General features: G+C 39.7%; 12 protein-coding genes. 3 read left to right on the forward strand and 9 right to left on the reverse strand.

All coding sequences use genetic code 11. The features are described from left to right. Window positions 1–11: 11 nt before the first annotated feature. The gene (locus tag DJ568_RS06205) at window positions 12–1,193 is read right to left on the reverse strand and encodes a DUF4185 domain-containing protein (protein ID WP_114004399.1); all 1,182 of its coding nucleotides are present in this window, start codon (window positions 1,191–1,193) and stop codon (window positions 12–14) included. Window positions 1,194–1,396: 203 nt separating this feature from the next. On the opposite strand from DJ568_RS06205, the gene DJ568_RS06210 reads away from it, so the two are divergent. From DJ568_RS06210 to DJ568_RS06220, 3 genes are read left to right on the forward strand one after another with little or no spacing between them, the layout of a single operon-like run. Next, a complete protein-coding gene (locus tag DJ568_RS06210) occupies window positions 1,397–2,128 on the forward strand; it encodes a GntR family transcriptional regulator (protein WP_114004400.1) in 732 nt (243 codons plus the stop codon). Window positions 2,129–2,161: 33 nt separating this feature from the next. Then, window positions 2,162–4,081, forward strand: coding sequence for an ArnT family glycosyltransferase (locus tag DJ568_RS06215; RefSeq protein ID WP_114004401.1), 1,920 nt, complete (start codon window positions 2,162–2,164; stop codon window positions 4,079–4,081). A gap of 46 nt (window positions 4,082–4,127) precedes the next feature. Further along, a complete protein-coding gene (locus DJ568_RS06220) occupies window positions 4,128–4,853 on the forward strand; it encodes a glycosyltransferase family 2 protein (protein WP_114004402.1) in 726 nt (241 codons plus the stop codon). 71 nt (window positions 4,854–4,924) lie between these two features. Here the strand turns inward: DJ568_RS06220 and DJ568_RS06225 are convergent, their stop codons facing one another. From DJ568_RS06225 to DJ568_RS06260, 8 genes are all read right to left on the reverse strand, one after another. After that, a complete protein-coding gene (locus tag DJ568_RS06225; protein WP_114004403.1) occupies window positions 4,925–5,728 on the reverse strand; it encodes a glycosyltransferase family 2 protein in 804 nt (267 codons plus the stop codon). Next, a complete protein-coding gene (locus tag DJ568_RS06230) occupies window positions 5,728–6,477 on the reverse strand; it encodes a glycosyltransferase family 2 protein (RefSeq protein ID WP_158534884.1) in 750 nt (249 codons plus the stop codon). Before DJ568_RS06230 ends, DJ568_RS06225 begins: the two co-directional genes overlap by 1 nt. Further along, complete coding sequence (locus tag DJ568_RS06235) at window positions 6,461–7,291, reverse strand: DUF5672 family protein (RefSeq protein WP_114004405.1); 831 nt, start codon at window positions 7,289–7,291, stop codon at window positions 6,461–6,463. Before DJ568_RS06235 ends, DJ568_RS06230 begins: the two co-directional genes overlap by 17 nt. After that, window positions 7,284–8,162, reverse strand: a complete 879-nt coding sequence (locus tag DJ568_RS06240; RefSeq protein WP_114004406.1) for a glycosyltransferase family 2 protein — start codon at window positions 8,160–8,162, stop codon at window positions 7,284–7,286. The genes DJ568_RS06235 and DJ568_RS06240 overlap by 8 nt, the downstream gene beginning before the upstream one ends. Window positions 8,163–8,220: 58 nt before the next feature. Next, a complete protein-coding gene (locus DJ568_RS06245; protein ID WP_114004407.1) occupies window positions 8,221–9,117 on the reverse strand; it encodes a hypothetical protein in 897 nt (298 codons plus the stop codon). 5 nt (window positions 9,118–9,122) lie between these two features. Further along, complete coding sequence (locus tag DJ568_RS06250; protein ID WP_114004408.1) at window positions 9,123–10,544, reverse strand: MBOAT family O-acyltransferase; 1,422 nt, start codon at window positions 10,542–10,544, stop codon at window positions 9,123–9,125. A 261-nt stretch (window positions 10,545–10,805) separates the two neighbouring features. Further along, window positions 10,806–11,825: an asparaginase gene (locus tag DJ568_RS06255; RefSeq protein WP_114004409.1), complete on the reverse strand. Its 1,020-nt coding sequence runs from the start codon at window positions 11,823–11,825 to the stop codon at window positions 10,806–10,808. 30 nt (window positions 11,826–11,855) lie between these two features. Continuing rightward, window positions 11,856–12,623: a TatD family hydrolase gene (locus DJ568_RS06260; protein WP_114004410.1), complete on the reverse strand. Its 768-nt coding sequence runs from the start codon at window positions 12,621–12,623 to the stop codon at window positions 11,856–11,858. Window positions 12,624–12,653: the final 30 nt, after the last annotated feature.

Here is a 12,653-nt window from a genome sequence, read left to right on the forward strand (position 1 = left end):
ATGAATAAATATCAGTCAAATTTAAGCCTAATAAATCTTGGACGATATAAGTTGGGATGTTTTTTTACGTCGTTGGTCCAGTTGAAGGAATTGACGTTAAAACTCACTAAAAGTTCGCCGGGTTTTGAAAGCGCCGGGTGCGCTTTTGCATTGTACGAGTAAAATCCGTTTTCAAGCAGTACATCTTTGCAATCCCAAACCTTTATAATTGGCCCGAACGGCCCGGCAGGGCTGCGGCCCAGCCTCATACCTATTTCAGGACTTATGCCTTTAATTTGCGAGATCATTAAATACCGTCCGTCGGTGAGCGGAGTAACGCTTAACTCGTCAGACGCATGGTCGGCGATAGGCGCCGCTGCTTTGATGTCAGTGCCCCAATCTTTTCCGTCCCAAAAACGCCAGGTATCAAACTTTTCAAAATTATTTGGCAGTACACGTGCTACCAGCACACGCTTCTCAAGGCCTTTTATGGCATAAACATATATATAACCATCGGGATGGGGTACACCTGCCGAAACTGTATTTGCTAAAATTGCCGAACCAAAATACCCTACTTTATTTGCACTATCTGCAGGGAAAAACAGTGGAGTTTCTATCTGACGGTGATTTTTAAACGGTGGCTTGCTTCCCTCAGGTATTGCTATCAGGGCATTTCCGGTAGTAGCGAAATCAAAATGACCCTTGCCGAAAATATGCACCCTATAGCCAAAAATATAAGTATGCTTCAGTTCTGCATTGTAAAAACCATCGCCAAGCCAGTAAAAATCACCTTTTTTTGCATTCGGTGTATTCGGTACAAAGAAAGTCCCCGGCTTACCGTCATTGGTAGTGTGCCATTTAAATTGCGTGGTTTCCTTTTTGGGCTTGCGGTTTTTAATAATGGCAACCGTATTATTCACCCATTTATGCCCGGGTTTTAATTTTCCGTCAACTATCTCGCCAATTACCGTATCGCTGAATATAAGCATCGTGCTGTCTGTGGCCGATAGCTGCCTATCAATCCCGTTAAACGGAAGCGCGAAAACACCATCGGCCCCCAGCCATCCTTTATCACGATTAAATAATGCCGTCCATTCAGGCGCTTCACTAACTGTAAATTTTATAGATGTAAGGCTTGTATCAGGCTTGCCAGCTAAACATATTGAGCAGAACATTAATAACAAGGTGCATGAATAGGCGAATTTTGTTTTCATTAAAATAGCTTTTATAAAACTGAATGGCCTTTGTTATACTTTGACCAGGACATTAAAGGCGCAATTATATTGATTTTTTTTAAATTATTGTATATACATAGCAACATGCATTTGTACTGAATTATATTTTGTTATATGTTTGCCCCGATTGTATCTATTATTGATATTTTTTGTAGTTTTATTTATATTTTCATCAACCAGCCATGCAGTTTAAGATTGACCATAAGAGTCCTATTCCATTACATATACAAGCAGAAAATTTACTACGCGAATTAATTGACGACCCACAATACCAAGGGGGGAAATTTTTACCAAACGAGGTTAACCTATCAAAGCAGCTGGCTATTTCGCGTACAACTTTGCGCCAGGCTTTAAACAAACTTGTTTACGAAGGCTTACTTACGCGCAAAAAAGGCGTAGGCACCAAAGTAGCACAACCATCAGTAAGTTCAAAATCAATGAACTGGCTTAGCTTTTCGCAGGAAATGAAGGCCAGGGGAATTCCCATTAAAAACTTTGAACTACACTTAAGCTGGGTATTTCCTGAAGAAAAAATAGCTAACTTTTTCGAGATAAAAACGGATAAAAAGATACTGAAACTTGAGCGTTTACGTGGCCGGAGCGAAGGTCCTTTTGTTTACTTTGTATCCTACTTTCATCCACGTGTGGGCTTAACTGGTGAAGAGGATTTTACACGCCCGTTATATGAAGTGTTGGAAAAAGACCACCTGGTTATTGCCCAGTTATCAAAAGAAGAAATTAGCGCGCGCGCAGCAGATAAGCTAATATCGCAAAAACTTGATACCGAATTAGGCAGCCCCATCCTGCTCAGAAAACGCTTTGTGTATGACCAGGCCGACCGACCTATTGAGTACAATTTAGGTTATTACCGTGCCGATAGCTTTGTATATACTGTAGAAAGCCGCAGAGACTAATAACGAGTTTGTTTACATGCAATTTGTTATACTATGGCAATAATCATACTCCCGGTTTGTTTTATTGCCATATTGCTTAACCTGGCTTTATATACGCATGACAGGGCTAGTAAAAGAAGCATTCTGTTAGAGGGTGTATTGGTATTTTGCGGCACACTGCTTTTTATCACTGAGTTACTAAGCGGCTTAAAGCTTTTACATTTTGGTGGACTATCGGTTGCATGGATCATTGCCACCCTGATCTGTATGGTTAATTTATTTATCAATAAAAGCAGGTTACAACACCTGCTGGATAAATATGGACAAAAGATAAAATTCAACTGGGAACGTTTTACAATCTGGCAAAAGCTATTTATATATTTTTCAGCCGGCTTGTTATTCATTGTATTTGTGCAAGGCGTGATATATCCGCCCAATAACTGGGACTCCATGACATATCATCTTGGCCGGATAACCAGCTGGGTAAGCAACAATTCGGTAGACGCTTTTCAAACACATATTACCCGGCAATTATATCAACCGCCCTTTGCAGAATATGTTATACTGCATTTTAACGTATTAAACGGTGCTGACTACTTTTCAAATTCTGTTCAGTTATTTTTTGGGCTTTTTGTGTTGGTTTCCATAGCTGCTTTAACTCAACAATTAAAATTAAACCGTTGGTACCAAATTTTATCAGTTGTGGTTTGTATTACCATCCCTGAGTTTTTACTGCAGGCATCAAGCACGCAAAATGATATTGTTGTATCATTTTTTTTACTAACAAGCTGCTTTTTTGGATATAAAGCCATTCAGGAAAATAGTTTAAAGTATTACTGTTTTACCGGAACGGCTGCTGCGCTCGCACTTGTTAGTAAAGGGACAGCTTATATTTACCTGGCACCCGTGTTATTGTTATTAGCTATAATTGTACTTACTAACTACTACAAAACACGGCAGCTAACTCACCTTGTTTTTGCTTTAGCCATACCTGCCTTTATCATTGCATTTACCGCTCCCGGATATTACCGGAATTACCAACTTACCGGCAATATTTTAGGTGTCGATAAGGAAGAATCGCAACACTATGCCAATCAACGCATGTCTCCGGTATTACTACTCTCAAACATTGTAAAAAACGGCGCCCTGCACACAGGCATAAAATATACCGGCTATCTGGCGGCTGCAACTGATACTGTACTTCACAAAATACACAAGGCGGTGGAAGTTGATATTAACGACCCTGCGGTTAACTACCGCAATATACCATACAGTACCCACACGCTGGCTACACAGGAAGACAGTGCCCCCAACCTCTATCATCTTATTTTAATATCAGGTTGTGTAATAGTGCTTATTAAAAACACATACAAACGGCGGCTCCCTCTTATAGTCGGTATTTTATTTACTATACTATTCATACAGTTAATAGTTTTTTGCGGCTACCTTAAATGGCAGCCATGGCACTCCAGGTTACATTTGCCCATGTTTATACTATTTGTGCCTTTAATTTGCTTTGCTTTGAGTGTGAGTAAGGTTTATACAAAAGTTTTTAGTGTTTTGCTTCCATTTATACTGCTTTATAGTATAACAGTAGTAGCAGGTAACGAGACAAGGCCACTTAAGTTGCAAAAATTAAAACAAGAGCGTTTCCAGAAATACTTTGCCACTAAGCCGGAAAGTTATGGCGAGTATAAAGAGATAAACGAAATTATAAATACGGCAGGCTTTAGTAACATTGGCCTTATTTTAGGCGTGGATGATTGGCAATATCCACTTTTTGTTGAGTGCTATCGCCGCCCCCTACGGCCGGTGCATATTAATGTAAATAATTTTTCAAAATCTATACCAGCAAAGGTGATAGTACCTGACTGTATCGTATCAACAACAACCAACTTAAAAACCATAGAATTTAACGGAAGAGTGTATAATAATATAACTCCCGATAATATCTATATATTTTTATATAAATAGTGTTAAAATATTTAACTTACAACACTATTGTAACCTGTATTTACTGATGCAAATCTCCAAACTTTCTATTATTATACCTGCCTATAACGAAGGCCGTACCATCCATTTTATTCTTGATAAGGTAAAGCAGGTAACGCTTATTAATAACATAGCTAAAGAAGTTATTATAGTTAATGATTGCTCGCGTGATAATACCGAAGAGGCTATTAAAAATTATATAACCACTAACCCCGACCTGGATATCAAATACTATGCTCATGAAGTAAATAAGGGCAAGGGCGCAGCATTGCATACAGGAATAAGTAAAGCGAGCGGTGAATACCTGATTATACAGGATGCCGACCTGGAGTATGATCCGCAGGAATTTAACCTGCTGCTTAAACCGGTGACCGATGGCTTTGCCGATGTTGTATTCGGATCAAGGTTTATGGGTGGTAATCCACACCGGATATTATTTTTCTGGCATACAATAGGCAACAAGTTTTTAACTACTCTGTCAAATGCGTGCACCAATCTTAACCTGACGGATATGGAGACGTGCTATAAGCTATTTAACACCAAAATATTACAGGGGATTGAGTTGAAGGAGCGCCGGTTTGGTTTTGAACCGGAGGTAACAACCAAAATATCCCGCGTACCTAAAATACGAATATATGAGGTAGGTATATCTTACTATGGCCGTACTTACGAAGAGGGTAAAAAGATAGGCTGGCGCGATGGTTTCAGGGCGATATACTGCATTTTGAAGTACGGCATGTTTAAGATACAATAAAGCCTGTTAATACAACGCCCCAGATTATAAGATACCATTCATAAGCGACTGAACTGCCAGGGTTAGCCGGGTTATTTTTTTAGATACTTTAGATACAAGTATTTAAAAAAGGATCTGACCGGCCTGCGTTTATCCTGCTGGTAAGCATGCAACTGGTCGCTCAGCCAAAAAAACGATTCTTTAAAAAAATCCGGATGTTTACTGTAAATATATTCGCGGGCGCTGTTATATCGCTCTAGGCTGTCGTCGTTAGTTAATGATGCGGCGCGCACACGATAGTCAAACACAGTTTCATTTAAGTAGTAAAATTTAAAACCTGCTTTTACGGCACGCAGCCACAAATCCCAGTCTTCCTGGCCTTTGCGCAATTCCTCACCCTCATCAAATCCGCCGGTAACTTCCCACACTTCACGACGCACAATAGCACACATATCAATGTAGTTACGCGCCATTAGTAACGGCACATTCAATTCGCCCTGGGTAAAAAGCGGCTTTGCCGATTCACCAAAAAAAGCGGCATTACCGTATACCACATCGCCTTTGTTATTGCCAAGTATCTCTATTCCTTTTTCAACAAGCCGCTCCCTTATTTTATTGTCACTATCTAAAAATACCAGGTACTTGCCCGTAGAATTTTTAACTGCGGTATTACGCGCCGCAGCAGGGCCCTTGTTAACCTGGTGTATTATTTTTGCTATACCCTCCTCCTGTAAATTTTTGAGCACTTCAATGGCATAGCTTTCAGTAGAGCCATCATCACAGATAACTATTTCGCAGTCAAAATCATCCCGTTGCAGCAACGGTCGTACGCTGTTAATAGCATCTGGTAAATAATTACCGGCATTATAGTAGGGTATAATTACAGATACATCCATTAAAACAGCTTTGATCGTATTTTACGCAGCACTTTGCTGATATAATAATAAGGTAAATAACTGTTCCCTTTATATTTAGATACTAATTTTTTCCTGTCGGCAAAATAGGCAAGGTATTCGGGGTGTTGCATCCAATTGCCGCTTACGCCATCGGTACTAAATTTTGCGACAACAAGCGGTACATATACCGATGTTACCCGGTCCGCAAACACTTTAAGATTGAAATCCCAATCGGCTGCCATTTTAAAGCGGGTATCATATAACCGGCCCTCAAAAAGCGAACGATGGTAAAAAATAGCCTGATGACAGATACACCTGTCGATAACAAGGTTCCAAAAGTTATAATTCTCATACCGCTCGGTTGTGCCGGCTGTAGTTACAACATCGCCGTGAATGATCTTTACTAACTTATCAGCTACTATAATATTGTTAATTTGGGATAAAATGGTGTTATCAAACAATGCGTCATCGCTTCCTAAAAAATAAAGCCAGTTACCTTTAGCTTGGTTAACCCCCTTATTCATCGCATCATAAATTCCGGAATCCTTTTCGGACGTAATCCGTATTCTGGGGTTATTAAAAGATTGGGCAATGTTTAGGGTATCGTCTGTAGAGAGGCCGTCGATAAGCAATATTTCAAAATCCTGAAATGATTGCGATAGTATGCTTTCGATACACGCTGCAATTGTATCTGCGCTGTTAAACGATGGTATAATTACTGAAAATTGAATATTATAGTTTGTACCCATAACTTTCAATAAAAGGTTTCCAAAACTCAAGGTCGTACAACCACCATGCATGGCACCCCATCGGCAGTTTTTCTCCGTTTTTGGCATAAAGCAGGGGCGCGTTTACTTCAAAGCTAAACTTGTATGCTTCATCTGCTGGTGCCAGCTTAAACTCAGGAAATGCTGGTGCCATAAACTCAAACACAACTTTATCTTCAAATAAAAAACCGGCTTTTTGTATGGTAGCATTTTCCTTATATAGTAAACTTTTCAACTTTGATAATCTGCGCAGCTGTTTAAATATCGGCCCTTTCAGCTTCATTATAAACTTCTGCTTCCGGAAAACCGAATGCTTTGTTGGATCAACGTAGTAAACCTTTTTAAGGCACTGCTGCATAGTTTTGATGTTACGCAATGAAAAACCAGAATTACCTACACCCAACATTTTGGCTTCGTTAGCCGGCGCATGGTCAAACCAGGGAGCGCCTATATAGTCATAACCTTTGTCACACCAATACTTTAACTGATCGGTAAATACAAAAGCATCCAGTTCATACGTTAACAGGTAAGTATACTGCTTAAATAAGTTGTAAAAATATTGGCTCATTTTAAGCTTGTTATAATTCAACTTACTCGACTGCCATTTCTTATTGATATACACTACCTTAAATGTAGGTATCAATGCTTTATATACGCATAAATCTAACCCCTCAGGTGCAACAACGTAGATGGGGTGCTTACCCAAAATATTAAAGCATTGCTGAAAGGATATCAACTCGTAATATTCAGGAGCGGCACTATGCACCGGTATAACAACACACACGCTGTTACTCATGCGGGGCTGCTTTAGTTAGTCCTAAATATCGCATTACCATGTTCATTAGCACATTAAGTTCTTTTTTTGGGCTGCCCTGCGAACGCCAAATCATACCTGACCAAAATTTAGCCATCCTGGTAAATTCCCACACGTTAAATTTCACATTTTTTATATCAATGTTATTCAACACTTGTATACCTTCTGTTAACCAGTAGCCTTTGCTTTTTGCAGCATTGGATATATTATTATGGTACCACCTAAAGTAGTTAAGCTTATTGCTGGTGTGCACTAAACCGGCGTAATGCAGTATGCGCGTGTAAAATATCCAGTCGCCGCAGGCGCGGTAGCCCGACAGACCTCTAATTGCACCTGCTGCCAGATCCCGGCGTATAATTGCCGAACTGGCATTTTGTATGGAACATTGCCAGCACATAAATCTTTTTATTTCTTCGGTGCCTGCCCTGTAAAAGGATTGCTTGTGTACTGACAGATCGTCTTTGATTTCGCCATTATCATCTACCCAATGCGACCCTGCAAAGATTATTCCTGCTCCGGCATGCCTTTTTGCGAGTTTTAAAAGAGTGTCTAAAAATTCGGATGAAGCATAGTCGTCGCTTTCGGCTATCCATACCCATTTACCGGTTGCCGCCGTTATACCCTTTTCCCACTGGCCGAAGGGACCGCCGCTATTTATATCATTAAAGATAATTTTACTAATGCGCTTATCGTTCCTGTATCCTTCAATAATATCACGGCTGTTGTCAGTTGAACGATCATCCAAAATAATCACCTCAAAATCAGTATAGCTTTGAGAGAGTACACTATTTATGCGCTGCTCAAGGTAATGTGCATGATTATAATTGGGTATTATTACTGATACCTCGGGCATCTTAAACGCTTATTTAACTTCCACGGTAATGCTTTGACTTGTGAAAGCAGTGATAAATTTAGTATTTATTTTGGCGTGCTTCTGCTATCTGCCTGGCAAGCACACGGGTATAATCCTTGGCCGACTCACTGTTAAGATGTATCTGGTCTCTGATGGTTACGTATTCCGCTATGTTAACATCGGGCAAATAATGGTATTGGCCGGCAGGCATATATTGCTTAAATGCTGCACGTATAGCCTTGCTCTGATCGTTAAAGTAAACCTCTTTATGCACCGGGGTACCAAAAAAATACACTATTGTACCCTTACTTTGCAACGCGTCTACCTCCTTTTTAAGACGGGTAAAAGTTTCACGCACAATTGCGGTATCTACTGCGTTACGCAACTTGCGCATTTGCTCGTAATGTTCGGATGCATCTATGGTTTTAATAGTATCACCCTGAAAAACTCTCAGTACCGGGTTAAAAATATAATTGCTGAAAAAACGTACACGTGGCTGGCTATGCCAATCTACCCAATCGGCTATTTGCCCTACCGGCTGGTATGCATCCTGTAAAATCGGAATGTGCTTTTTGCTGTAGTAATTTAGCTCATTAAAAATATAATCCTCAAAATTTGGGCTAGCAGGTTTTAATATAGCGTTTTGCTCAATAAACAGGTATTTAGGTTTGCCGTGTGCTTTTTTAACCACTTCCAAACCATCCCAAACCGAAAATCCGGGGTAAGTAAGCATATAAACGCCTTTCGGCAAACTATCCTTGTTCACCTTGTCTGTTAACGAAGTTCCCAATACCACGTCGCACTTCAGTAATGAATCTGAATAAATATACTCTTGTGTACGTATAATATTTTCTTGCCAGGTATGCTGTGCTTTAGGCGACGAATTTCCGTAAGCTACATATGCAGCATATAATAACAAGGCAACCACAGCAAATAATATCGATCTGAAAATCATATACCTTAGAAATTAAAATATATAAATGGTGATGACTGTGAGCTGTTAATTACAATAAAAAACAACATTGTGCCGTATACCAGGTACTCGCCTTTTGAAAATAACCATCTCACGGGCGACGTCTCTTTGTACTTGTACAATAAGTGCATCACCACAATTGGCGACGAATAGAGACACAGGTAGGTAATAAGGAGATAATTATCTGCAAACTCAGTATTATTTACAAATAGTATAGCATAATCAATTGCACCCTGCAGGGTCGGAAATCTAAATAACGCCATACAAGGCACAATCACAAAAAAGTATGATATTACCCATCCCAGTATATTGCGAGCCCTGGTAAAGCCCCATTTTTTAGTATTTTTCTTCACTACGTGCTCAATCACCAGCGCACTGCCATGTATAGAACCCCATATGGCAAAAGACCATTTGGATCCGTGCCATAAACCGGCTATCACCATCGTAATAAATATTTTGAATAATGATGCCACTTTTCCGCCGCGGCCACCGCCAAGGAGATTGGTGAAGACGTAATAACGCAAAAACGACGATAACGTAATATGCCACCGGCTCCATAATTCGCTCAACGACGATGACACGAAAGGATAATTGAAGTTTTCTTCCAGCTGGTAACCAAACAGGCCACCAAGGCCTAACGCGATATAGGAGTACCCGGCAAAGTCAGCGAATAACTGAAAAGTGAAACCCAATATTAACACAAATAAAGTTAACGACGATTGATTATCCATAGCCGGCGATTGCAGCCATACTGTAAAATATTGCAGATTATTAGCCACCACCATTTTAAGAAAGTATCCTAAAATTAACTTCCGGAAACAGTATTGCCAGTTAATATTCTTTAAATACTTAGTTTCTATTTGCGGAAAAAAGTGATTTGCCCTTAAAATTGGCCCCGCTATTAGATGCGGGAAGAAGGATATGAATAAAAATACGTCTTTAAAATGGGTAACAAAGTTTTGATTTGGCGGCTCATAGTTAGCAGCATTACGGGCCTTATAGGTATCAAACAAAAGGCTGATACCTTCAAAAGTATAAAATGATATACCTATAGGCAACCCCATAATCAGGAAGAAATTATATACATCTGACGTTTCGCCGGTAAAGGTTGATACCAGCATAAGGCCGTATTTAAAAAACACCAGTATAAAAACGTTCAGGCTGATACCTAACGTTACATATAACTTACGTCGCTGAAAGCTGTCTGACTTTGTTATGAGCCAACTGAATACCACATTCATTGTAGCTGAGAAAAGCAACAGAATAAGAAAAGTGGTACTGTTTAAATAGTAAAACAATAAACTGGAAAAAATCAGAATATGTGTTTGATATTTTTTTAGTGGTTTTAAGTAGAAAAGAAGAAATACAACCAGGAAAAAATATACAAAGTTAACGTCAGTAAAAAGCATGCTAAATTTTGGGTTCCTACAATTAAATTAATCCTGGTTTATAACACAATCGGCTCACAAATTTAGCTTGATTAAGCTTTGCTAAAACAGTTAATGCCAATACTTTTAAATTGTATTTTTAAAAGTTGCACCTAATATATTATTTATATAGATACCCCGCACCATTTTTTTAAATATTATGTATTGTTTAGCGGTAAGTCTATAAAAAAATAACCTGCACTTTTATCAGGCAGGTTATTCGTTTGGTATATAAGAATTTCTTTAGGACACGGTTAACTCACCACGCAGGTCAGTTTCAAGTAACTCATTTATTTTTTTCACGTCGTTATACTGGCCCAGCAGGTACATTGTTTTGGTTACGGCTGCCTCAAAGGTCATGTCATAACCGTTAGCCACACCAATGTCTTTTAATTGTTTGCTGGTTTCATAACGGCCAAGTTCAACGGTGCCTACCTTACATTGCGAAATATCCAATATTACCTTTCCGCTGTCAATCGCGCTCTTTAACATATCTATAAACCAGGCGTCGGTAGTAGTGTTGCCTGCGCCATATGTTTCCATTATTATACCACGTACATCAGATGACAATATGGTTTCAACTACTTTCGGACTGATACCCGGATATAGTTTTAATACTGCTACATCGCTGGCGAGTTCATTGTGTATTTCCAAAGGCAACTCGGCTGCCTGGCGTATGTCGTTTACACTGAAACGCAAGTGTACGCCCGATTCAGCCAGTATGGGATAATTAGGAGACCGAAATGCTTCAAACTTAGAGGAGTTGTACTTAAATGAGCGGTTGCCCCTGAAAAGTTTATAATCGAAGTAAATACAAACTTCGGGAACGCGCGAACGCTCATTTTTTTTGGCTTTAGCTATCTCTATAGCAGTCATCAGGTTTTCCTTTGCATCGGTGCGCACCGCGCTAATAGGTAACTGCGATCCGGTGAAGATGACAGGCTTACTCAAGTTTTCAAGCATAAAGCTAAGTGCCGATGCAGAAAACGCCATTGTATCAGACCCATGCAGTATTACAAAACCATCAACCGAATCATAATTTGACTTGATAAGGCCGGCAAGTTCACTCCATACCTGGGGGTTCATGTTTGACGAATCGATAATATTGGCAAACGAGTGGACTTTAATTTTACAGTTCAGGCGTTCCAATTCAGGAACGTTGTCCATTATTTGCTCAAAATTAATCGGCTTAAGTACTTTGGTAACTGGATCACTCATCATACCTATCGTCCCCCCGGTATAGATGATTAGTATCTGGTTCATTAATATAGGTTCTGTTAATTTAATATTTATCTATACGGCAAAAATCTCTTTTGAATTACGGGTAGTTATTTCAGCTACAGTTTCAACATCCATCCCATAAATATCCGCAACCTTTTGCGCCACGTAAAGCAGGTATGAACTCTCGTTGCGTTTGCCACGGTGCGGCACTGGTGTAAGATACGGAGAATCTGTTTCTAAAACCAGATGCCTGATATCAATGTGGGGTATAACTTTATCAATACCCCCATTTTTGTAAGTTACAACACCGCCAATTCCGAGGTAAAAACCCAAGGCGGTTATTTTGCCGGCCTGCTCAGCATTGCCGGTAAAGCAATGAAAAACACCTCTTAATCTATCGTCGGCTTCTTGTTCTAAAACGTTGTAAACTTCTGTAAAAGCATCCCGGCAATGTATAACAATTGGCAGGTTTAAATCTTTAGCATACTTTATTTGTAATCTAAAAGCGTCTATTTGATGATTTAGGGTAGTCTTATCCCAGTACAAATCAATGCCAATTTCCCCAATGGCATATATTTTACGACCACTACCCAGGTGCTGGATCTTTTGCCATTCATCAGCCCAACCTTCTTTCACATCGCAGGGATGCAAACCCAGCATTGGAAAACAGCTACCGGGATAACTATCAGCCAGCCCAAATACAAGCGGTACAGATTCGCTGTTTACATTCGGCAAAAATAACCTGTCCACATTATTCATTGTGCAGCGCTGCATCAAGCCCTCTAACTTTTCGTGATCAGTTTCATAATATAAATGGGTATGCGTATCCGTTAACACCATACAACAAAAGTAAAAAGCCTCCCGGTTTAT

The organism is Mucilaginibacter hurinus, assembly GCF_003324525.1.
Taxonomy (GTDB): Bacteria; Bacteroidota; Bacteroidia; order Sphingobacteriales; family Sphingobacteriaceae; genus Mucilaginibacter; species Mucilaginibacter hurinus.

Coding starts and splice junctions, on each gene's coding strand:
- DJ568_RS06205 (WP_114004399.1), bottom strand. CDS start 1,193: ATGAAAACAAAATTCGCCTATTCATGCACCTTGTTATTAATGTTCTGC.
- DJ568_RS06210 (WP_114004400.1), top strand. CDS start 1,397: ATGCAGTTTAAGATTGACCATAAGAGTCCTATTCCATTACATATACAA.
- DJ568_RS06215 (WP_114004401.1), top strand. CDS start 2,162: ATGGCAATAATCATACTCCCGGTTTGTTTTATTGCCATATTGCTTAAC.
- DJ568_RS06220 (WP_114004402.1), top strand. CDS start 4,128: ATGCAAATCTCCAAACTTTCTATTATTATACCTGCCTATAACGAAGGC.
- DJ568_RS06225 (WP_114004403.1), bottom strand. CDS start 5,728: ATGGATGTATCTGTAATTATACCCTACTATAATGCCGGTAATTATTTA.
- DJ568_RS06230 (WP_158534884.1), bottom strand. CDS start 6,477: ATGGGTACAAACTATAATATTCAATTTTCAGTAATTATACCATCGTTT.
- DJ568_RS06235 (WP_114004405.1), bottom strand. CDS start 7,291: ATGAGTAACAGCGTGTGTGTTGTTATACCGGTGCATAGTGCCGCTCCT.
- DJ568_RS06240 (WP_114004406.1), bottom strand. CDS start 8,162: ATGCCCGAGGTATCAGTAATAATACCCAATTATAATCATGCACATTAC.
- DJ568_RS06245 (WP_114004407.1), bottom strand. CDS start 9,117: ATGATTTTCAGATCGATATTATTTGCTGTGGTTGCCTTGTTATTATAT.
- DJ568_RS06250 (WP_114004408.1), bottom strand. CDS start 10,544: ATGCTTTTTACTGACGTTAACTTTGTATATTTTTTCCTGGTTGTATTT.
- DJ568_RS06255 (WP_114004409.1), bottom strand. CDS start 11,825: ATGAACCAGATACTAATCATCTATACCGGGGGGACGATAGGTATGATG.
- DJ568_RS06260 (WP_114004410.1), bottom strand. CDS start 12,623: ATGGTGTTAACGGATACGCATACCCATTTATATTATGAAACTGATCAC.